This is a genomic window from Vibrio sp. 10N.247.311.47 (genome assembly GCF_041467535.1).
Taxonomy (GTDB): Bacteria; Pseudomonadota; Gammaproteobacteria; order Enterobacterales; family Vibrionaceae; genus Vibrio; species Vibrio crassostreae_C.
Genome location: NZ_JBFSUR010000020.1, coordinates 67,613 through 89,971, shown reverse-complemented (window position 1 = coordinate 89,971; position 22,359 = coordinate 67,613). Strand labels below are relative to the sequence as shown.

The 22,359-nt window shown below is 43.3% G+C and carries 14 protein-coding genes and 1 pseudogene; 13 read left to right on the top strand and 2 right to left on the bottom strand.

What is annotated here, in order from left to right:
* Positions 1 to 170 precede the first annotated feature (170 nt).
* The 4 genes from AB6E51_RS14400 to AB6E51_RS14385 all read left to right on the top strand — a co-directional run bounded on the left by AB6E51_RS14400 (position 171) and on the right by AB6E51_RS14385 (position 6,168).
* Positions 171 to 1,943: a sodium:solute symporter family transporter gene (locus AB6E51_RS14400; protein WP_372058410.1), complete on the top strand. Its 1,773-nt coding sequence runs from the start codon at positions 171 to 173 to the stop codon at positions 1,941 to 1,943.
* Between the two features lie 67 nt (positions 1,944 to 2,010).
* A complete protein-coding gene (gene uxuA / locus AB6E51_RS14395) occupies positions 2,011 to 3,192 on the top strand; it encodes a mannonate dehydratase (RefSeq protein ID WP_065583620.1) in 1,182 nt (393 codons plus the stop codon).
* A gap of 142 nt (positions 3,193 to 3,334) precedes the next feature.
* Complete coding sequence (locus AB6E51_RS14390; RefSeq protein WP_065101257.1) at positions 3,335 to 3,877, top strand: acyltransferase; 543 nt, start codon at positions 3,335 to 3,337, stop codon at positions 3,875 to 3,877.
* 11 nt (positions 3,878 to 3,888) lie between these two features.
* The gene (locus tag AB6E51_RS14385) at positions 3,889 to 6,168 is read left to right on the top strand and encodes a heparinase II/III family protein (protein WP_065583621.1); all 2,280 of its coding nucleotides are present in this window, start codon (positions 3,889 to 3,891) and stop codon (positions 6,166 to 6,168) included.
* Between the two features lie 37 nt (positions 6,169 to 6,205).
* Here the strand turns inward: AB6E51_RS14385 and AB6E51_RS14380 are convergent, their stop codons facing one another.
* Positions 6,206 to 6,964 (bottom strand): FCD domain-containing protein, encoded by a 759-nt coding sequence (locus tag AB6E51_RS14380; RefSeq protein ID WP_083190198.1) that lies wholly within the window; start codon positions 6,962 to 6,964, stop codon positions 6,206 to 6,208.
* Positions 6,965 to 7,378: 414 nt separating this feature from the next.
* On the opposite strand from AB6E51_RS14380, the gene AB6E51_RS14375 reads away from it, so the two are divergent.
* From AB6E51_RS14375 to AB6E51_RS14360, 4 genes are all read left to right on the top strand, one after another.
* Positions 7,379 to 8,377, top strand: a complete 999-nt coding sequence (locus tag AB6E51_RS14375) for a DHH family phosphoesterase (RefSeq protein WP_372058408.1) — start codon at positions 7,379 to 7,381, stop codon at positions 8,375 to 8,377.
* 487 nt (positions 8,378 to 8,864) lie between these two features.
* Positions 8,865 to 11,054, top strand: coding sequence for an immunoglobulin-like domain-containing protein (locus tag AB6E51_RS14370; RefSeq protein WP_372058406.1), 2,190 nt, complete (start codon positions 8,865 to 8,867; stop codon positions 11,052 to 11,054).
* A gap of 229 nt (positions 11,055 to 11,283) precedes the next feature.
* The gene (locus AB6E51_RS14365; protein ID WP_372055872.1) at positions 11,284 to 12,204 is read left to right on the top strand and encodes a LysR family transcriptional regulator; all 921 of its coding nucleotides are present in this window, start codon (positions 11,284 to 11,286) and stop codon (positions 12,202 to 12,204) included.
* 181 nt (positions 12,205 to 12,385) lie between these two features.
* On the top strand, positions 12,386 to 14,413 hold the full coding sequence (locus AB6E51_RS14360) for a TonB-dependent receptor domain-containing protein (protein ID WP_372058405.1): 2,028 nt from the start codon (positions 12,386 to 12,388) through the stop codon (positions 14,411 to 14,413).
* A gap of 129 nt (positions 14,414 to 14,542) precedes the next feature.
* On the opposite strand, the gene AB6E51_RS14355 is transcribed toward AB6E51_RS14360, so the two are convergent.
* Positions 14,543 to 15,286, bottom strand: coding sequence for a class I SAM-dependent methyltransferase (locus AB6E51_RS14355; protein WP_102428729.1), 744 nt, complete (start codon positions 15,284 to 15,286; stop codon positions 14,543 to 14,545).
* 459 nt (positions 15,287 to 15,745) lie between these two features.
* Between AB6E51_RS14355 and AB6E51_RS14350 the strand changes: the two genes are divergently transcribed.
* The 5 genes and pseudogenes from AB6E51_RS14350 to AB6E51_RS14330 all read left to right on the top strand — a co-directional run bounded on the left by AB6E51_RS14350 (position 15,746) and on the right by AB6E51_RS14330 (position 22,257).
* Complete coding sequence (locus AB6E51_RS14350; RefSeq protein WP_017066999.1) at positions 15,746 to 16,270, top strand: GNAT family N-acetyltransferase; 525 nt, start codon at positions 15,746 to 15,748, stop codon at positions 16,268 to 16,270.
* 14 nt (positions 16,271 to 16,284) lie between these two features.
* Positions 16,285 to 16,881 (top strand): LysE/ArgO family amino acid transporter, encoded by a 597-nt coding sequence (locus AB6E51_RS14345; protein ID WP_017059193.1) that lies wholly within the window; start codon positions 16,285 to 16,287, stop codon positions 16,879 to 16,881.
* Between the two features lie 13 nt (positions 16,882 to 16,894).
* Positions 16,895 to 17,068 (top strand): annotated as a pseudogene (locus tag AB6E51_RS14340) (porin family protein); the annotation flags it as partial.
* 213 nt (positions 17,069 to 17,281) lie between these two features.
* A complete protein-coding gene (gene sbcD, locus AB6E51_RS14335) occupies positions 17,282 to 18,535 on the top strand; it encodes an exonuclease subunit SbcD (RefSeq protein ID WP_372058403.1) in 1,254 nt (417 codons plus the stop codon).
* 5 nt (positions 18,536 to 18,540) lie between these two features.
* Positions 18,541 to 22,257 (top strand): AAA family ATPase, encoded by a 3,717-nt coding sequence (locus AB6E51_RS14330; protein WP_372058402.1) that lies wholly within the window; start codon positions 18,541 to 18,543, stop codon positions 22,255 to 22,257.
* Positions 22,258 to 22,359: the final 102 nt, after the last annotated feature.

Here is a 22,359-nt window from a genome sequence, read left to right as displayed (position 1 = left end):
TTAGAGAGTAACATTCATTTGTATTATTTAAACGGCATATCATCAGAGATTTATTTTTTTGTGAGAAGTGTCAACCAATTGGTAGACCAATTTTGACAGCCAATATCTAGGGGCGATATAAAAGAAAGCGAAAGGTGTTTAGTTTTTAAATATCACGGTTAGGGATCATTATGAATATCGATATACTTATAGTTATAGGCTACTTCGTTTTCCTCCTCGGAGTAGGTTGGATGTTTCGATCAGCAACGTCATCGACAAGTGATTACTTTAGGGGGGGAGGCAAAATGTTGTGGTGGATGGTTGGGTCCACAGCATTTCTTCAAGCACTGAGTGCTATGACGTTTACTGGCGTAATGGGAAAAGCTCTTGATGTTGGCTTATCCATCTCTGTTATCTTTTTTGCGAATGCTCTTGGTTACTTTTGTAACTACTTATTCTTTGCTGCAAGAGCTCGACAGATGCGAGTTATCAGTCCAATCCAAGGCATTCGCAAACGTTTTGGTCCTGTTAGCGAGCAAGTTGTAACGTGGGCGACGGTACCGTCGAGTGTACTTCAGGCTGCGCTATGGCTGAATGCATTAGCGATCTTTGCAAGTGCGGTATTTAATATCCCAATTGAAACAACGATAGTTGCTGCGGGTATGGTTGTACTTCTTATGTCTCTGGTCGGCGGAAGTTGGGCTGTAGTTGCATCAGACTTTATACAGATGATCATCATTACTGTTGTTACCTTCATAGCGACAATCGTAGCGATATACAAATCTGGTGGTGTAGCACCAATCCTAGAAGCGGGTTTGCCTGATCAAGGGTTTGTTGGAGAAGGGTATAGCTATACCTACTTATTTGTTGGCTGGTTTATCTGTATTTTCATCAAACAGTTCTTCAGTACAAACAATATGATTGATTCTTACCGCTATATTGCAGCAAAAGATACTAATAATGCACGTAAAGCTGCAATCCTAGCGTGTTGTCTAATGGCGTTTGGACCTTTCATTTGGTTCCTTCCTGCTTGGTATGTAAGCGGAAATTACCCAGATATGTCTACATGGGGCCTCGATGTTCTAGGCAAAGATATTTCTAATGCCACTTATTTTGTCTTCGTTCGTAACGAGATGCCCGTTGGGATGGTTGGCTTGATGATGTCAGCTATGTTTGCTGCAACCATGTCGTCAATGGACTCTGCATTAAATAGAAATGCCGGCATATTCATTAAAAACGTTTATGAACCTTACATGGCAAAAGACAAATCAGATAAATCGATCTTGTTTGCAAGTAAAGTTTCTACCGTGGTATTCGGCTTGTTGATTATTGTTTGTGGCTTGTTCATGAGCAAACTGCAAGATTTTGGTCTATTTGATGCACTTATGATGGTGAGTACGCTTGTCGCGTTCCCTGTGCTTATTCCGTCACTGCTTTGTTTCTTTATCAAGAAGACTCCAGATTGGTCATGTTGGGCAACCATTGCCGTAGGCGCTTGTGTTTCAGCCGTTATTGCTTCAACAAATGCACCAATGATCGAAAGCCTGTTTAATTTATCTGAACCATTGTCTAGTCGTGAATTCGCTGAAATGAAATCGATAACCATGGGCGTAACAGGGCACATTATTATCACAGGTGGTTTCTTCTTGCTGACTCGACTTTTCTATAAAGAGCCAACAGGTAAGCGTGCTGAAGAAATCGCAGAGTTCTTTAGTAATGCAGAAACTCCAGTAATTGTAGAAGATTCGCCTCAAAGCTTCGAAGCTGATAGACAACAGTACATTTTACTTGGTCGAGTGTTATTGGCGACAAGTGCAGCGCTTCTCCTATTAACGCTGATACCAAACCCTATGTGGGGAAGAATGTTATTTGTATTAATGGCAGCGATTGTCGGGTTTATATCTTGGCTATTACTACGAGCTGGTAAGTTAAATGATGTAAAACTAAAAGCTTACACTGTCTAATTAAATAAAATATCAGATGAAGCCTTAATAAGGCTTCATCAAAAAAATTAATAATAGGTAATAACTTATGAAGCAAACTTGGCGATGGTATGGTCCAAATGATATTGTAACGCTTAATGATATTCGTCAGGCTGGGGCAACAGGAATCGTAACGGCATTACATCATATTAAGAATGGTGAAATATGGTCTAAAGAAGAAATACTAAAACGTAAAAAGTTAATAGAAGAAAATTCACTTACATGGGAAGTTGTCGAAAGTATCCCTGTTCATGAAGAGATCAAGACTCAAACTGGAAATTTCATTCAATGGATAGAGCACTATAAGCAATCTATTATCAATTTATCTGAATGCGGAGTTGATACAGTTTGCTATAACTTTATGCCAGTTCTTGATTGGACGAGAACAGATTTAGAGTATGTACTCCCAGATGGCTCAAAAGCATTAAGGTTTGACCATATTGACTTTGCTGTTTTTGAGCTATGCATACTAGAACGAGAAGGTGCACATGAAGAGTATTCAAAAGAAGACATTGCACTTGCTCGAACTCGTTTTTCTAACATGCCTGATGACAAAATTGCACAGCTAACATCGAATATCATCGCTGGTCTACCAGGTGCGGAAGAAGGCTATACTCTTCAGCAGTTTAGAGAGCAACTGGATCAGTACCAACACATTGACGGCAATAAGTTACGTGAAAATTTAGTTTACTTCCTAAACGAAATTACCCCAGTGTGTGAAGAGTACGGCGTGAAGTTGGCCATTCACCCTGATGATCCACCACGCCCAATTCTTGGTTTACCGCGAGTGGTATCTACGATTGAAGATATCGAATTCTTGACGCATCGTGTACCGAGCAAAATGAACGGTATTACTATGTGTACCGGGTCTTATGGCGTGCGAGACGATAACGATCTTGTGAAGATGATTGAAACTTTTGGTGATCGAATTTATTTCACGCATCTGCGTTCAACAAAGCGCGAAGAAGAACCCGGCAACTTCCATGAAGCAGCTCATCTCAATGGTGATGTTGATATGTATGAAGTGATATTTGCACTTCTTAAAGAAGAAAATCGTCGTACTAATAATGGACAAAGTGATTTAATTCCAATGCGGCCTGATCATGGTCACCAAATTATTGACGACTTAAATAAAAAAACAAACCCAGGGTATTCTTGCATAGGCCGTTTAAAAGGCTTAGCTGAGATTCGTGGTGTCGAGTATGCATTGACTCGGTCTCATTTTAATTAATGTGTTTTCAATTCGATATTGGGTTTTTAAATTAAGCTAACCCAGGGATATTATCGGATTAGCTTATTTAGTGTCAGTGAAAATATTGATAATCAATAAGGGAAGTCGTTACTGTTACTTCCCTTTATTTATAGGTGATGATATGTCGGTTCAACAAAAATTTGGCGGTGAACTTTCGGATGAGGAATTTAGAAAATTCACCCTATATACAACACAAAGTAATAATAAACATGATGACGAGTCGAGAGCTCAAATCTTAGGCTTCACCAACAATAATGTTCGAGTTGCTCCAGGAGCTATCGTTCGCATTGGTGAAAACCAAATCGGAACACGAAGTTATATAGGCCTATACAGCTACATTAATGGTGATGTGGAGGTTGGTGAAGACGTTTTGGTAGGGCCACATGTTTCTGTCGTTGCGTCTAATCATTTATTTGACCCGACTTCAGAGAGCTTTAGTGGTCGTAGTGATTTGGAAAGCGGAAAGGTCACAATCGCAAAGGGTGTTTGGTTGACATCTGGTGTTGTTGTCACTCCAGGAGTGAGCATCGGTAAATGTTCATTGATTTGTGCTAATTCGGTAGTGACATCCGATGTGCCCCCATATTCGATTTTTGCAGGGACCCCAGCGAAGCAAATTGGTCATATTGATGCAGAGACAGGGCAATATCATTGGTCGAAATAGAGGAGTAACACATGCTACAACTAGAAAGAACGCATGATTTCCAAATTTTTTTGTCGCCTTGTAACGAAATTTCCTCAGTCAATCCCCCAAGTTTCAATTGGCCTCAAGGAGAGTATGGTTCTGCATATAACATCGAACTTGAAGACAAAGACGGTGAGCAAAAATGGGATTGGAAATCGGTGCAGTCTCCTTTACAACCGACATTTCAGTTACCTCAAGGTAGCTATCGCTGGAGAGTGACTTGCCTCAATACTCTAGCAAAATCTGATTGGATTGTTTTTGAAATCACGACGGAGTCAGAAAACTACTTGGCACCGGACGCTATGTCACTATTCTCACTGTGTACTAATAAAGACCAGTTTATGATGTATCTCGATGAAGATATTGACGCAGTCAGCAATGCTTCATTAAGTGCAAGAGACAAGTTACGCAATAGTGTTGAACTAACTGATATAGATGACATTTTATATTCTAATCATTATCGCCGTGGTAATGAAGAAGGGAAGCGTACAGCTATCGCTAACGTAAGACGTTGGATTGATCGCGATCTTATCGCACTAACATTACTATATAAGGTGTGGGGTGATGAGGTGGCAGGACATAAGGCATGCCAAATTTTATTGCGCTTATCCGAGTGGAGCCCTGAAGGCCCGGCGTCACTGTTAAGGCCTTGTACGTGGGGAGATGAAATTGGCCTGTCAATGACGCGAAATTTGTATCTTGCCTATCATTGGTTGTCTCCATTGCTGACGACCGACGAGTGTTCATTCGTCAGGCCGCTCTTAATTCGATATGCCTATCAAATGGAAGAGCGCTTAGAGCAAGATAAGTTTAAACAGTACCCGGGACATTCACATACATCGCGTTTGCCTGCTTACTTAGGCGTTGCTGCCCTTGTGTTACACAAAGAGTTTGAACTTAAAACTTGTGAACGTTGGCTTAATTACGCCTTAATGATTTACCGAGGTGTGTTGCCTTTCTATGGCGGAAAAGATGGCAGTTGGGTTGAGGGGCCTTTTTATTCTTCTTCCTATACCAAGTGGCACCATCCGTTTTTCTTGTCGGTTGAGCGTTTAAGTGGCTTTTCTTTCTATAATCACCCGTTTTATAAGAATTACGTTAAGTTTGCTTTGGACTTTGTGGCGAATAACGATCGAATTCATCCCTTTGGTGATGGCTTCTGGTGCAAGAGAGAAGGTAAAGAGTGGCCTGGTTTCTTTGCGCAAAATCCACTCAGAATATATGCACCACGGTATGGTTGTACGAAGTCGATATTAGAGTCCAAGAAGTTAGAGTCCAATATTGAGACTTACAAGCTCCATTTATTAGATATAGTACCGACGTATCCGCAGTTACAATTTGAAAAATCGGGTCAACATTCAACCGTTTCTAATACGTTAATGACTTCAAATGAGGCGTTTGTTTCTGACGAGACTGCTCTGTGTGTGAGCCCTGCGTCGAACAACATTTACTATTCATACGCAGGGTTAGGTAAAACTGCCCATAGTAAAATGTCGGTGTACTACCGAGCAAGTAAGTTTGGTAATAGTTCTCATCGCCATGCTGATCAAGGGAATGTTGCACTAGTCGATGATGGCGTTAATGTTCTTACTCCGAGTGGCAGTTATGGCTATAGGTTTGGTAGCAAACATCATAGTTTATGGACTCGAACTACGCAGGCGCATAATTTACCCTTATTTGGTGGTGTCAATTTAGACGATAGCGTTACCAACGCGACTGAAGGTCAGAAGATAGATTGCGCAACAGCTCAAGCAACAGTAATCACTCGAATTGATAGCAATGAGTTTCAATGTGTCGTTCTAGATCTCGCGAATGCTTATGAGAGTTGTGAGTCGTTTGTGCGAACAATAATACAAGTTGCAGATAACGGGGTCGTTATTGTCGACAACATTAGGCTATCTGAACCCAAATCGATGCAATGGCGAGCCCATACCCCGCTCGAAGTTGTTATTAAGGGGGGGAGTGTTGATTTGTACCATGAACAAGAAACTTATTATCTTGGAATGATGAGTGATCCTTCTTGTGTAGTTAAGTTAACAAGTGAAATTGATGACGGTGATGGTTTCAAAGGGAATGTTGAATCTGACGCTCAGAAAGATATTAAACATCTAGAATGGTTCATAGAAGAACAGCAGCAACATCAAGTGGTTATGAGTTGCTTAAAACAACCAATAGATTACGTGTTAACTGACGAAAATACTTTGATACTTGCCCATGCGGGCCAGTCTTTTAAGCTCAATGTAGAAACTGGTGAGGAGATCACTCCGTAAAAATCAGGTGACATAAGTATTTTATGTCACCAATTTTCTAAAGATTGTCTTTTGATGTCGCGATAGCGGGAATGGAGTTAAACAGATAACCATCAAAATTAGGGTCGGTAAAATCAGAAAGCTCTAAAAGCCTAATCTTCACATGTTCTAGATGTTGCCACATCGCTTGCTTGGCTTCGATTGGGTTCTTGCGTCTCATTGCTAGCAAAATAGCAGCATGATCATCTAGCCACTCTTTCCTATAGTCTTGGATCTCGATATGTGTATGCAGTATCTTCCACATAGGGCTAGACTCACGACGTTCCCACGATTCCTTTAGAATATCGACCAGCACAGAATTCTGTGTCGCTTCGGCAATACACTGATGGAACATTCTGTCACCAACCGGATTTTGGACATTGTTTTCAATTTCGCGGCGCTCAATTTCTAGAGCTTCACGCATTTTTTCGATATCAGCAGGGGTTGCTTGTGTTGCAGCAAACTCAGCAATACTGCTTTCCAATAACTGTCTTGCTTGAAGCATTTCAAAAGGACCTACATCTTCATTTTGTGCCACTGTTGATGTAGTCGGTAAGTTAACGATGTACACTCCCGAGCCTTTCTTTACTTCAACGAGTCCCTCAAGTTCCAGCATGATGATTGCTTCTCTAACCACAGCTCTGCTCACGGATAGACGCTCAGCAATATCTCGCTCGGGCGGTAAACGACTTCCAATCGGGTAAAGACCATCAGATAGTTCTTTTCTCAAGATAAGACCGAGGGTTTGATAAGGGCGTTTGGGTTCGAAGTTGATCATGGAAATGCAGTGTACCTTTGGATCTGTGGTTTGAATTGAAAGTTTTCGCTAACTCGAAAGTCATTTTAAACGCTTATAAATGTCAATTCGAGTAAAAACCTAACTAATCCAACTCTAATTGTATCAAAGCGTAACGGTTCGTTGTGGTCACTTTTATGTACATGAACAAAAGGTTATCAACTTCGATATTAAACTTTCAAAAGCCATACAAGGAACGCGCTCATAGTTTTGAAGTGAGATTAAGCGTATTTCGTATAATCTTGAGTTTTTGATCAATAGCACAAGCCGTGAATAACCGCTATGTTCAATAGAGTTATATCACCTAACAAGTTGATATTGATAATAAACAACGGTGCTTGTAAAAATACAGATATAAACTTCAAGCCTAATCTGATTGAGAGTAAAAGGAACAACATGCACTACGACGTATTCAACGGAGACGCAGATGGCATAATCGCGTTGTTACAGCTGCGATTAAGTGAGCCAAGAGAGAGCGTGCTCATTACTGGTGTTAAGCGTGATATTAAGTTGGTCTCTCAAGTTGTTACTCAAACTATGGAGCCGGGTAAGCAAGGTGATGTTTCTTCCGTTACCGTTTTAGATGTATCGATGGAGAAAAACCTGCCTGCACTGCACTCACTGCTAGACGCAAACATCAATGTATTTTATTGCGATCACCACCGAACAGGGGATGTCCCAACTTCTAGTCATTTAGATACTCTGATTGATACCGCGCCAGAGAGCTGCACGAGCTTGCTGATTAACCAGAAGCTGAATGGTGCGTATGTGGCTTGGGCAATCGCAGCTGCCTTTGGCGACAATCTAAAAACGGTGGCGGCGCGGCTAGCGGATGAAAATGGATTCGCTCAATCTCAAAAAGAGTTTCTAGAAGAGCTAGGTACCTTGATTAACTACAACGGTTACGGTTCGTCACTCAGTGATTTGCATTTCACGCCAGCTGAGCTCTACAAAACCCTTTATCAATACCCGAACCCGTTTGATCTTTTGGATGATAAAGACTCGGTGTTTTATCGACTGCGAGCTGCTTATCAAAATGATTGCCAGCAGTTATCAAACCTTGCTCCTGTTTATGAAAGTGAAGTCGCACGTGTGTTTGAACTACCAGGCGAGACTTGGGCAAGGCGCATCAGTGGCGTATTTGGTAATGAAATCGTTAATCAAGATCCAAACCGAGCGCAAGCAGTATTAACGAAAAACCAAGACGGCGAGTCTTACACGGTGAGCTTACGTGCGCCATTATCAAATAGAACGGGTGCAGACGAAATTTGCTCAAGTTTTGCGACTGGCGGAGGAAGAAAAGCAGCGGCTGGAATTAATCAACTTAATGAACTTGATAAGGTGAATTTTATTTCACTATTGGATGCATATTATTCATCTGGCACTGACGGTTAACTGAAAAACTCCCGACGTATACATTCAAAATCCTACAAATTCTTGCTCCTATATTCCGTTATACGTGTGTATTGCTAGCACATGTATGATGGCTATATCCAGGCTGTTTTAGTGATATCACTCGCAATGGTATCTGGTCTTAGGTCAGTAATTACGGCGTATTTGGGGTGATTTTTGCCGATTTAAAGTTTATTTTTTCCTATCGGTGATTTTTTATATTTTTGGTTAATTATCTTAGTGAATTAAGATTGATTAAGTATTTTCATGGTCAATGTATTCGACCGAAAATAACAGTTTTTAGCATTTCAATTTGAATAAAAAGTCAAAGTCATATTGATTCTGATATTCAATCTGTGACTTAAAATCACAAGTTAAATCAAAGGTCATCTTTTCCTAAAAATTCCATTACTTTTCTATAAATATTCATGATTACAATGAATTGGTTCGGTTGTGATTGGCACAGCTGTTAAGTAAGGAAGTGGGACTAATGTTGAAACGTAAAGCTCTACAATTAGCAGTATCGCTCGGCATGGCGGCAATGTCTGGCGCTGTTTATGCGAATGGTTCAGATATGACGAATCCAGACTCTGGCGTGGTGGTTGGCTATTGGCATAACTGGTGTGACGGTGGCGGCTACCAAGGTGGTAATGCGCCATGTGTGACGCTGGATGAAGTGAACCCAATGTACAACATCGTGAATGTGTCATTCATGAAGGTCTACGATGTGGCTGATGGTCGAATCCCAACTTTTAAACTGGACCCAACCATTGGGCTTTCAGAAGAACAATTTATTGACCAAATCTCGGAACTCAACAAGCAAGGTCGCTCTGTGCTGTTGGCTTTAGGTGGTGCGGATGCACACGTAGAGCTAGAAACCGGTGATGAAAGAGCCTTTGCTGATGAGATTATCCGTCTAACTGAGCGTTACGGTTTCGATGGCCTAGATATCGACCTTGAACAAGCAGCCGTAACCGCAGCAAACAATCAAACCGTGATTCCTGATGCTCTTAAGTTGGTAAAAGACCACTACCGTGCTGAAGGTAAAAACTTCCTTATTACTATGGCGCCTGAGTTCCCGTATCTCACGACAGGCGGTAAGTACGTTCCTTATATCGATAATCTAGAAGGCTATTACGACTGGATTAACCCACAATTCTACAACCAAGGTGGCGATGGTATCTGGGTTGAAGGCGTGGGTTGGATTGCTCAAAACAACGATGCGTTAAAAGAAGAGTTCATCTACTACATTTCTGATTCTCTTATCAACGGAACGCGTGGTTTCCACAAGATCCCACATGACAAGCTCGTGTTTGGTATTCCTTCAAGCATCGATGCTGCAGCAACCGGTTTTGTACAAGAGCCACAAGATTTATACGACGCATTTGATAGCCTAACGGCGCAAGGTCAACCGCTACGTGGTGTGATGACTTGGTCTATCAACTGGGACATGGGCACCAACAAAAACGGCCAACAATACAACGAGCAGTTCATTAAAGACTACGGCCCGTTTGTACACGGTCAGGTAACGCCACCACCAGTCGAGGGCGAGCCCGTTCTTAAAGGTGTCGAAAATACGCGTGTTCTTCACGGCACAACGTTTGATCCTATGGATGGCGTGACGGCAACAGACAAAGAAGACGGCGATCTAACGTCATCAATCGATGTTGAAGGTTACGTTGAAACCAGTGTTATTGGCACTTACGTTTTGACTTACCGAGTGAAAGACAGCGATAACAACGAAACCACTAAAGCGAGAACGGTAGAGGTTTACAGCCAGAAGCCAGTATTTAATGGCGTATCTGACACAACAGTTGTGTTGGGTACTGCATTTGATGCTATGGCAGGCGTGACGGCGAATGATGCTGAAGATGGCGACCTGACAAGCACTATTACACACACTGGCAGTGTCGATGTAAATGAAATCGGCAACTACACACTTGTGTATAGCGTGACAGACAGCGCGAACCAAACCGTAACCGTTGACCGTAAAGTGTCTGTAACTGATGGTTCTAACTGTGCTGCTGCATGGGATGCCGACACCGTTTATGTTGAAGGTGACCAAGTATCTCATGACGGTTCAACGTGGGGAGCAGGTTGGTACACTCGCGGCGAAGAGCCAGGAACAACAGGTGAGTGGGGCGTTTGGAGAAAAGTTTCAGACTCTTCATGTGGTGGTAGCCCAGATCCGGGCGATGACTTAGAGCTTTCGGTTTCAGGACTTCAATCACAATATGCGCCAGATAACGGCAACGTGCGTTTAGATCTGACACTGACATCAAATGAAGCATTAGATGTTACCGCTATGGTGATCAACAGTGCAGGTACTGTGGTTGAGCAAACTAAGGTTAACGTAACGGACAGCCGTGCTATTACCATCGACTTATACGATGTAGCGGAAGGGCAATATGCACTTGAAGTAGTCGGTAAAGCATCTGACGGTGAAATGGTGATGGTAAACGATTCGTTCGCTGTTAAAGACGGTGGCGGAACAACACCTCCTCCAGGTGATTACCCTCCATATGAAGCGGGCACAAACTACGCAGCGGGTGACATTGTGGTCGGCAGCGATAATGGCTTGTACGAATGTAAGCCTTGGCCATACACGGCATGGTGTGCAAGCGCGTCTTACGCTCCAGCAGATAGCCAATACTGGCAAGATGCTTGGACAAAGCTGTAGTCTGATAGCTCAACGCTAGCAATATAAAGTAGACGATCAAAGAGAGGCCATTGTGCCTCTCTTTTTTATGTTTAAACAGTTCTGACTTAGAGCTTTAAAACCCACTTAACCTTAAACTCTGCTCTGCATATTGCTCTAGATCAAAATAGGAGTGATTATCAATTGTATTACATGTTAAGAAATAGCACTATGCGCACATTGAATTTTATATATTGTTAATATTTGCATAATGAATCTTGCTCAAGTCGACCTCAATCTACTCGTTATTCTTAAACACCTTCTTGAAGAGAAGCACGTTTCCAACACGGCATTGGCGCTGGATATGAGCCAACCTACGGTGAGCCGATCTCTGCAAAAACTGCGTACCGTTTTCAATGATGATCTATTGGTGCGAGCGGCTTATGGCTATGAGTTAACGCCAAAAGCAGAAGCCATTAAGCAAGATCTCAATTCGGTACTGACACGTTTAGAAAAGCTGTTACATGGCGATGTATTCGAACCGCAAAGCAGTGACAGTACGGTTCGCTTCTTTGGTTTAGTGCCTAATGTCGCGCACTTGCTGCCCAAGGTAGTTGCGGAGATACGTCAACAAGCGCCAAACATGACTGTTGATATCGACTCGATTCCTAAACGACACTTTGAGCCTCTGTTATCCGGTGATGCGCACTTTGTGTTGTCGACCCACGAGCCGTTAAGTTCAGAGCAAAATTTGTATCGAATGTTCGTGATTAGCCGCGATTACCGTTTGCTGATGAGTAAAAAACATCCTTTGGCGGACAAAGAGATCACGGTTGATGACTTGTTGAATAGCCAACTTGGTCAAATCTCACTGCAAGGGGATAAGAAGCTCTCGATCGAAAGTCGATTTAAAGATCTTGGCTTGATTGATAAGCAGCGCCAGCTGTCCATTCCAATTCAGCTTTCCAATTTTAACGTCGCGCCGGATATGGCAGAAGCAACCGACATCATCTTTCATTTACCGACACCTTTTGCTCAACAAGCCGCTACGCAAAGAGATCTTGTTTGTAAACGCGTGCCTAAAGCGTTGCGCCACCCATCAGAAGACGTCTACTTATACTGGCATAAGCGCTTTCATAACGACCCGATGTGTCGCTGGGTTCGCAATATATTCAAAGAGCTTTATACATAATCCATCTGCAGGGTGAATGAAAATTACGAATACCTATCGAGTTGGATATAGATCTCTTTCATTATTTGAATGGTGAATAACGAGAATCGATTTTTGGTATGAAACTTTCGTTGATAAGAGTGGTAGTTGGTTGTTTAATGCAAACCATTATCATTACCAATCACATATAAGAATGAATATCATGTCTGAGAGATCTCTTTTGATTCGCAAACCCCTTTCGATCGCAGTCGCTGTTATTTGTACCTCACTTTCAGCTAACGTGTTGGCGCAAGAAGAAGCGCAAGCAACAGATGAGCAAATGGTTGTTACGGCAACTCGTACCGAGATGGCACTAAAACAAGCGCCAGCTTCAATGTCGGTTATCACCGCGCAAGACATTGAAGACAGCCCTGGTATTGCCTTGGCGGACATCGTTGCAGAATCAACGAGTGTAGAGTCTGATTTTGATAGCACACGTGCTGGCCGTCAGATGATCTCTATTCGTGGTATGGATTCAGATTACACTCTTATCATGGTGAACGGTCGTCGTTTAAGCTCTGCAAGTGCCATCATCCGTGGTAACGACTTTGACCTATCAACGATTCCTGCTGATTCGATCGAACGTGTTGAAATAATCCGTGGCCCAATGTCTGCACTTTACGGTTCAGATGGTATGGGCGGTACAATCAACATCATCACTAAGGCTCCAGAAAACGATTGGAGCTCTACACTGAGCATGGACACTTCATCTCCACTTGATGGTGATGGAGGGGAAGAGTATTCGATGGGCTTCACGACATCTGGTGCGTTGATTGAAGACGAGTTGTTTGCTCGCCTATCTGTTAACCAAACTAGCCGTGATGCTTGGCAACCCTATTCTGGTACGCATAGCTCTGGTTACGATCGTTCAGACATTACTGCGTTAGAAGAAAGAGAGACATTAAGCTTACTCGCGAGCCTGACATGGAATGCAACAGACAACCAAACCATTGATTTCGATTTTGGTTACAGTGACGACGAACGTGAGTCATCTGCGGAAAACGTATCATCTGTGATTGAGTCTGACACACGTGTTGTACGTCAGAGCCAAGCGATCACACATAGTGGTTTTTGGAGCTGGGGTGACACGCAAGTACGTTATTCACGTGAAAATGTGACAGATAATGATGCTGCGGACTCAGATACTAACTATAGCAGTGACATCGAAGAGCTGACTCAAATTGTTGAAGCTTCGGCGACCACTTATCTTGGTGATAGTCACACCGTAACGTTTGGTATGGACTACCAGTTGAGTGAATTAACCAACAAAGAAAACTTAGTCAATGGTACATCTGAAGCTTATCAAGGTGCGTTATTTGTTCAAGACCAATGGTTAATGACGGATCAACTAACGGCAACCATTGGTGGTCGTTTAGATAAGCATGAACTGTACGGTGAAGAGTTCAGCCCACGTGTGTACTTGGTTCATCAAACAACGAATGACCTGATCATCAAGGGTGGTGTGGGTAAAGCATTTAAAGCACCAACATTGACTCAAAATCAGACAGACTACACAGTTAATAGCTGTAAAGGCGTATGTGATTTACATGGTAATGAAGATCTTAAGCCCGAAACCAGCTTGAACTATGAGATCGCTGCGATTTATAGCCAACCTCGTTGGAATGTTGAAGGTGCCTTATTCCGAAATGAAATCAACGACCTAATTGATCGTGATGAAACCTATTGTGAGAACGGCGGAGTGTTTGAATCGGGTAAAGGTTGCGCTGATAGTTCAAGCTCAACTGGCTATGTGAATGGTAAGCGTACTTATACAAACGTATCAGAGGCTGTAGTTCAAGGTGCTGAGCTTACAGGCCAATTCCAAATTACTGATGAATGGGGTGTGTCTGGTAATTACACATTCTTAGACACTGAAGATAAGTCTACTGGTGACGAATTACTTGAGCGTTACAAGCATTCGGGTTTAGTTAAACTGAACTGGAGCCCAACTTACGATCTAAGTACCTTCGTGAGTGCGCGTTACCGTGGTGAACGTCAGATCGAAAGCGATCTAACTCAAGACGCTTACACAACGCTGAACCTAGGTGCTGTCTACAACGTGAATGCTTCAGTACGACTACGTGCAGGTATCACGAACTTAACTGACGAAGCTGTATCACAAGAGCTAGAGAGCATGGGCTATGTTGAAGAGCCACGTACTTACTACGTAGGTATGACAGCGGACTTCTAATTTAGAGTTCAGTAACTGATAGCTTGATACAAAAGAACCCACACTGGCTGATGCTCTAAAAGGACAATGGCGAGTGTGGGTTCTTTTTTGATCTATAGATTTGGTTTAATTTGCCGTTTATCTATTAATCTAGATTTTGACACATGTGATCAGCGCATTACCGGACTGAGTATCCCAAGGAATCAGCTTGTCGTAATCGTGCTCGAAGATATTAACCTCGAAGTAGGGCTTCAATATCTCGATTAACTCTTTAAACGAGAATGCCACCATTGGGTGTTCATCATTCCACACTTGAGTTTCACCAGCAGTCGTCTTTTCGATGCTAAGCTTTAGCGCTTGCTTATCACCCTGACCAGAGTAATACCAACCAGAACGGAACGTGAAATCGTCTTTGTCTTGGTTTTTTGTGTGTCTAACAAACAGGTCGTTGCTGATCTTGTCTTTATCAACCACGTTAAAACAGAAAATACCTTCTGGCTTTAACGCACGATGCACACTTTCAATACACTCTTTAAGTTTCTCAAGGTCATCGTTGTAATGGATGGAATACAGGAAGCAAGTGATAAGATCGAGTGGTTCCGTGACCTCAAAGTTACTCATGTTTTGTACTGAGAACTTGGCTTCCGGGCAGCGAACTTCTGCGATATCTAACATCGGCTTGTTAAGATCTAGGCCACCGCTTTGGTAACCGAAATCAATAAAATGACGAACGTGTGGGCCAGTGCCACAAGCTAAGTCGAGGTGTGTTTTTCCTTCATTTCCAAAGATTTGATGGAGTCTACGTACGCAGTTACTTTGCGCTTGGTAGTCAATATCTACACACATTAAATCATAGTAACCGGATAGGTCGGTATAGAGTGCGTTGGCGGACATATTTGCCTGCAGCATAAGCTGAAAAATTAGGGTGGCGCATCATATACCGAAATTGGAAAATCGCAATCAAATATTCGATCAATGAAAGCGTTTTATTTTCTAACTTATGGTCGTTTTAAATGAGACCGTTTAAAGGGATGTTTAAGCTGCCAACAACATCAGTACGCGTGTCATCGCTATTCACTTTGTCCTGACTACTTATTCGTTAACTAAAACAGGTGTTGCTCCCTCAATGCAGCGACCATACGGGCTTTGCGGAACGCTTTTATCACGAGACGAGATAGGAAAAATATGGTATCTAGGTAAACCCAGTGTGACATTTATAATTTTATGATTAATCAGTAATTTTACTGATTCAAACCGAGTTCTTGAAAAGGAAACAATTCAGGAAAGTGGGCTGTTGATAAAAACCAAATCACTCAAGCTAAATAAGCGAACTAAACAAGGAGAGTTGAAACAATGACATCAGCAATAAATGCACAGGGTTCAATGGAAAATAGAACAGCATTGGAAAGCAGTGCTTCAATAGAAATTAAGGTGGATGACTTGTCGGGTGGGGAAGTCATTGAATTACTTGAAGAGCACCTCGCTGATATGTACGCCACTTCGCCAGCCGAAAGCGTTCATGCACTGGATCTAGATGGGCTCAAGTCACCAGAGATTACTTTTTTCAGTGCTTGGAAAGACAGCCAACTACTTGGGTGTGTTGCCATTAAAGAGCTAAATACCCAACACGCTGAACTCAAATCAATGAGGACCTCACAGTTTGCTCGAAAGTCAGGTGTTGCCAGCCAACTTTTACAACACGTATTAGATACAGCGGCCATTCGCCAGTATCAAACAATCAGCTTAGAGACTGGCTCAGAAGACTACTTTAAGGCCGCACGTAACCTGTATGAAAAGTTTGGCTTTGGATACTGTGAACCCTTTGCTGATTATGTGTTGGATCCGCACAGCCAGTTTATGCGTATTGAGTTGCGTTAAGAGACTAGCCTTAGATGTCGACTTACTTTGCAGGCTTCTCCCTTGGCCTTTCGCTGATTCTTGCGATTGGCTCTCAAAATGCGTTTGTTTTAAAGCAAGGGCTTAAGAACCAACACGTATTGGCAGTTTGTGCTGTATGTGCCATTTCCGACGCCTTACTGATTAGCTTTGGCGTGACGGGCTTTGGCGCAATCGTTAAGCAGTTCCCACAAATAGAGCAGTTCGCCCGTTATGGTGGCGCTATCTTTTTGGGTGTCTATTCATTCTTAAGCTTCCGATCAGCATTTACCGAAAACCACGCCTTAGAAGCCACGGCAGAAACTAAAGACTCATTAACCAAAGCGATTGCGATGTGTTTGGCGTTCACTTGGCTTAACCCGCATGTGTATTTGGATACTGTGGTATTGCTGGGGTCTATCTCAACTCAATATCAACCGGATCAAATGTTGTTTGGCGCTGGGGCGGTATCGGCGTCATTCGTGTTCTTCTTTTCACTTGGATATGGCGCTCGCTTCTTGGCTCCAATGTTTAAGAACCCGAGAGCGTGGAAGGTGTTGGAATTTGTCGTTGGCGTGATCATGGCATCTATTGCAATATCTTTGATTGTCTAGCTGCGCGTAATTAGGCTTCCATTTTGGTATAGGTGTTGAATACACGCCAGTAGAAAGCCTAACCTTACGTTTAATCTCACAAGCAGATGCAGTAAATATCGAATTCTTCGGCCCGAATGGTAATAGACTGGCAAGCCGTGATGTCGCATTTAGCACAGTAACACTGGGTGCTTCATACAATTTTTAATGACCTCTGTGAAATAACTTACAGCTAATGTCATGGACACCTATAACCGCTCTAACGTTGAGCGGTTTTTTTATGTCAAAAATAACGATTGGTCACGCTATGGGCGGAGTTGGTCCAAAGCCTGAAATTAGTTGGTTTTCACAAGCTTATAAAAGGGAATTATCTCGACTATTTTGGTAGATTAAAGGTATTACAGACTTCCAGTGAGCAGCAATGAAGATTCTTCACACGTCCGATTGGCACCTTGGCCAAAACTTCTACAATAAAAGCCGTAAGAATGAACATGAACGGTTCTTACAATGGTTACTTGAGCAAGTTACAGAGCACGACATCGACGCGATCATTGTTGCTGGCGATATTTTCGATACCAGCACACCGCCGAGTTACGCTCGTGAGATGTATAACAAGTTCGTGGTCGACTCGAACAAGATCGACTGTCAACTGGTGTTGTTAGGTGGAAATCACGATTCGGTGTCTGTGCTAAAAGAGACACAACAGCTGCTCAAATACATGGGCGCAGACGTGATTCCTAATACCAATGAAGATCATGCGACTCAGGTTGTCGAACTAAAAGGCAAGAACGGCGATGTAGAAGCGCTGGTTTGTGCTATTCCTTTTATTCGCCCTCGCGATGTGTTGACCAGCCAGGCGGGCGTCACAGGCGTTGAGCGTCAGAAGCAACTCGGAGATGCAATCAAACAGCACTACCAAAGTGTTTATGATGCCGCTGTAGAAAAACGTGCGGAGTTTGAAAACAGCGAGCACATGCCGATTATCGCTACGGGTCATTTAACGGCGATGGGTGTTCAACAATCGGATTCGGTACGCGACATCTATGTCGGCAACCTTGATGGTTTTGCCGCTGATGGCTTCCCAGACGCAGACTATATTGCACTTGGTCATATCCACCGTCCACAAGTGGTGGCAAAGCGTGAATACATTCGTTATTCAGGCTCTCCAATCCCACTAAGTTTTGATGAACTTAAGTCTCAAAAACAAGTGTGTGTGGTTGAGTTTGTTGAAGGTGAGCGCACCATTTCTCAACTGCCTGTTCCCACATTCCAACCTCTAGCTGAAATCAAAGGCGACTTGAGCGAGATCGAATCTCAGCTTAACCAATACATAGGTTTAGATAGCGACCAAAGCGTATGGTTATCGATAGAAGTGCAAGCGCAAGATTACTTGTCGGATCTACAAGAACGTATGCGCGCACTGACCGAAGGATTGAATGTGGAAGTACTTCAACTGCGCCGAGCAAGAGAGCGTCGTAATCAAGCATTAGAGCAAGAGTCGGCAGAAACCTTATCTGAACTGAGCCCGATGGACGTGTTTAGCAAGCGTATTGCCTTAGAAGAGTTTGAAACGGATTCTGAAAAAGCGCGTTTAGAGCGCATGACGGTGAAGTTTAAACAAGTGATGGTTGAAGTGTCTGAGAGCGCTCAAGCGCCAAACAAAGTAGAAGAGTAACCAGTATGAAGATTTTAAGCCTAGAATTTGAAAACCTGAACTCTTTGAAAGGACGTTGGAAGCTCGATTTCACCCAATCACCGTTTGCAGAAAATGGTCTGTTCGCAATTACTGGTCCAACTGGGGCGGGTAAAACCACCATTCTTGATGCGATTTGCTTGGCACTTTTCCATCGCACACCGCGTTTGAAAAGCATTGCTAAAGGTAATAATGAATTAATGACTCGTGGTACGGGCGAGTGTTTTGCTGAACTGGAATTTGAAGTTCAAGGTAAAACGTACCGATCTAATTTCCACCAAAAGCGAGCGCGTGGAAAACACGATGGCGCATTGCAAACGCCAACGTGCGAGTTTGCCGATGCGGACACCGACAAAGTCTTAGAGACCATGTTGACCAAGAAGACCAAGCTGGTGGAGCAGGTTACAGGGCTCGATTTCTCACGCTTCACTAAATCCATCATGTTGTCTCAGGGTGAATTTGCAGCGTTCTTAAATGCCAATGCAAACGACCGTGCCGAGCTACTTGAAGAGCTGACGGGCACAGAAGTCTATAGCCTGATCTCTGAGCGCATCTACGATCATTTCAAGTCGAGTGAAGAGTCGCTTAATCACCTTAAAGCGAAAGCAGAAGGTGTGAGCTTACTGTCTGAAGAGCAAATCCAAGCGCTGACCGCAGAGCGTGAAACGCTAGAAGCCGAGCAGAAGCGTTTAGCCGAGCAATTAAAAGAGTGGCAAGCGCATCTAAGCTGGTGGAAAGACGTGACCAAAGCTGAGCAAACTATTGCGGCCAGTGATCACGATCTTAAAACAGCTCAAGATGAACTAGACCGAAACCAACCTGCACTAGAGCGTTTGGCAAACAGTGCACCAGCTGAAAAGCTGCGCCCAATGCACAAAGATTTAAAGCGTTGCGAACAAGAGGTGAACACCACTCAAGCTCACTTAGATAACAGCACCAAGTTACTTGCTGTTCGTGATGCAGAGAAGAAAGACGCGCAAACTAAACTGACTCAAAGCAGTGCAATTGTCGAACAGGTTAAAACCGAGCAACAAGAACAAGAGAAGATCATCGATCTTGTCCGTCCGCTAGATAACCAAATTGCCGTACTCAAAGATAAGCAAACTGCGGCCGTTAATGCAGCAAATACGCTAAACGAGCAACATACGCAGCAGCGTAATCAACAAGTCGTTTTAGTCCAAAAAACAGATGCACTGAAGCAACAAGATCAACTCAGCACTGAGTATTTAAATACACATCAAGCTGACCAACATCTGGAAAAATACCTAGGTCAATGGCAAGCCAAAGTTGAGCAAGTTCGTACTTTAGAGCGTCAACATGCAGAACAACTAAACTCAGCGAAGCAAGCTTTGTGTGCGGTTGATGCACAGCAAACGATCATCAAATCTGCGCAAGAAGCTAAAGCAACGCAAGACAAAACTTTAAGTGAATTGGTTGTGCTAGAGAGTAGTGCAAAGCAACAGTGGGAAGCATTGCAAGGCAACATCAGCGAACAAGTATTGAATGCGCAAAAAGATCTGTTGGAGTACTGGAATCGCAATACGCACTCATTACTTGAGATCAACCGTGGTTTCCTAAATGCCCAGCAACAGCTGCATGCAAAAACACAGGCACATCAAACTAACATTCAGTTGGTCGACAAGCTTTCGAAAGAACGTGAAGTGCTGGTGGAGCGATATAAAGAGAAAGAGACTTCGCTTGAGCGATTAACGCGTTTGATTGATCAAGAGGGCGAATTAGCAAAATACCGTGCAGCTCTGGAATCTGGATCTGAGTGCCCACTGTGTGGTTCAACAGACCATTCGATTGAGCAGTCGCAAGATATTGCAAATTTGGTTGCTCAAAAAGATAGGGAAAACCTAGAGCTAGCGGCTATCAAAAAAGAAGGCCAAGAGCATCGTCAGCAGTTAGATTCTCTTACCCTTGTGATTGTGGCGCTTAACGATGACATTCAACGTGCGCAAGCGGATATTCAACAAGCTCAGCTGAATTGGCAAGGCGTTGTCGGCAAGCTTCAACAGAGCTTATCGGATTTCGTTGGCACGGCTCCTGAACTGGCACTGCTAACGATTAACGATTTAGGCAATGAAGCTACAGTCGCGACCTTTGCTCAGCAGTGTGAACTTCAACTAAGTCAGAGCGCGCAGCAACTCAAAGCGTTGGGTGATGCTAAAGCGCATTACGCTGAAGCTGAGAAACAACGCCTGTCTGTAAGTGTTATGGCTGACAAAGCGCAGTCTAATCTCGAGTTGGCCGAGCAACGCTTAGCTGATCTGAATAAGCAAAATCACAGCACGAACGAACAAGTGGCTCAGATAGCTCTAGCAAAAGAACAGCAATGGAACGCTCTGAAAGAGAGCATTGTTCAAACGGCTATCGAAGCGCCTGAACTTGAACATATTGATGATTGGTTTACTGCTAAATCACAAGCATCAAGCACATGGCAGCAAACCAAACAGCAACAGGCCGATATTGAGAAGCAACTGATCACTCAAAATGCCGAATTGAAAACCTTAGATGACAAGCTAAGCAGTGTTGAGAGAGAGCTCGCGACACTGAAGCAAGAGAGTGAGTCTCTAGTGTTAGAGCTGACTCGTGTAACGGCTGAAAGAACAGAATTGTTTGGTGATAAAGACATTCAAGCCACCAGCAATGCGATGAAGCAAAAAGTCACTGAAGCGGTAAATGCATTTGATGCTGCGCAGTTAGTGCTTAACCGTTGCGAGCTGGAACATCGAACCGAGCAAACCAAACACACTGGTTTCTCGGACGAGTTAGTCAGTAAGCAATCGAGCTACATACAAGCGTCGAATGCTTGGTTAGCAGCGCTGAAAACCAGCCCATTCGAAGATGAGGCTAATTTTGAAGCAGCGTTGTTAGATGAAGAGGTTAGAACTCAACTTCAAAGCTTGAAGAAGTCTTTAGACGAAGCGATTGTCAGTGCGCAAGCTAGGTTGAACACCGCCACAGCGACACAAGTGGAGCTACAAAATCACGAAAATGCGAAAGCATGGCAAGAGCAAGACCAACAGCAAGTTGAAGAAGCGACTACTGAGTGTCAAAACGCACAGCAAAGCCATGCGACAAAGATCGGTGCAATTTCCGCCAATCTTGAAACGGATAGCCAGAACCGCAGTAATCAGCAAGATCTGTTCAAGCAGATCGACGAGCAGCAGGTCGAGTTTGATGATATCTCTCGTTTGAACTCACTTATTGGCTCTAAGAACGGCGACAAGTTCCGTAAGTTTGCCCAAGGTTTAACATTGGAAAACTTGGTGTACCTTGCGAACAAGCAGCTACAACGTTTGCATGGTCGTTACGAGCTTAAACGTAAAGCCGACGATGGTTTAGAACTGCAAGTGCTCGACACATGGCAGGGCGATGTGATGCGTGATACAAAGACTTTATCAGGTGGCGAAAGCTTCTTGGTGAGCTTGGCGTTGGCATTAGCGCTTTCTGATCTTGTGAGCTACAAAACCAGTATTGATTCTCTGTTCTTAGATGAAGGTTTCGGCACGTTGGATAGTGACACATTGGACATTGCCCTTAACGCGTTAGATAACTTGAATGCATCAGGCAAGATGATCGGTGTCATTAGCCACGTTGAAGCACTGAAAGAGCGAGTGCCCGTTCAGCTTAAAGTGACAAAACACTCTGGCTTAGGTGTGAGTGAGATGGAGAAGCAGTACAAGGTTGTCGCTTAGGTTGTTACTTTGGTTCTTGCTAAATTTATCTGCGCAGAAATAGAAACAGAGCTAGATGAAGCAGATCCCCGACTCAGTCGTTCCTCCTTCTCGAGGATGACG

What these genes read in the sequence shown, in the direction of transcription:
- AB6E51_RS14390 (WP_065101257.1), top strand. Translation starts at nt 3,335, where the DNA reads ATGTCGGTTCAACAAAAATTTGGCGGTGAACTTTCGGATGAGGAATTT.
- AB6E51_RS14360 (WP_372058405.1), top strand. Translation starts at nt 12,386, where the DNA reads ATGTCTGAGAGATCTCTTTTGATTCGCAAACCCCTTTCGATCGCAGTC.
- AB6E51_RS14370 (WP_372058406.1), top strand. Translation starts at nt 8,865, where the DNA reads ATGTTGAAACGTAAAGCTCTACAATTAGCAGTATCGCTCGGCATGGCG.
- AB6E51_RS14350 (WP_017066999.1), top strand. Translation starts at nt 15,746, where the DNA reads ATGACATCAGCAATAAATGCACAGGGTTCAATGGAAAATAGAACAGCA.
- AB6E51_RS14375 (WP_372058408.1), top strand. Translation starts at nt 7,379, where the DNA reads ATGCACTACGACGTATTCAACGGAGACGCAGATGGCATAATCGCGTTG.
- AB6E51_RS14365 (WP_372055872.1), top strand. Translation starts at nt 11,284, where the DNA reads ATGAATCTTGCTCAAGTCGACCTCAATCTACTCGTTATTCTTAAACAC.
- uxuA (WP_065583620.1), top strand. Translation starts at nt 2,011, where the DNA reads ATGAAGCAAACTTGGCGATGGTATGGTCCAAATGATATTGTAACGCTT.
- AB6E51_RS14345 (WP_017059193.1), top strand. Translation starts at nt 16,285, where the DNA reads ATGTCGACTTACTTTGCAGGCTTCTCCCTTGGCCTTTCGCTGATTCTT.
- AB6E51_RS14400 (WP_372058410.1), top strand. Translation starts at nt 171, where the DNA reads ATGAATATCGATATACTTATAGTTATAGGCTACTTCGTTTTCCTCCTC.
- sbcD (WP_372058403.1), top strand. Translation starts at nt 17,282, where the DNA reads ATGAAGATTCTTCACACGTCCGATTGGCACCTTGGCCAAAACTTCTAC.
- AB6E51_RS14385 (WP_065583621.1), top strand. Translation starts at nt 3,889, where the DNA reads ATGCTACAACTAGAAAGAACGCATGATTTCCAAATTTTTTTGTCGCCT.
- AB6E51_RS14355 (WP_102428729.1), bottom strand. Translation starts at nt 15,286, where the DNA reads ATGTCCGCCAACGCACTCTATACCGACCTATCCGGTTACTATGATTTA.
- AB6E51_RS14380 (WP_083190198.1), bottom strand. Translation starts at nt 6,964, where the DNA reads ATGATCAACTTCGAACCCAAACGCCCTTATCAAACCCTCGGTCTTATC.
- AB6E51_RS14330 (WP_372058402.1), top strand. Translation starts at nt 18,541, where the DNA reads ATGAAGATTTTAAGCCTAGAATTTGAAAACCTGAACTCTTTGAAAGGA.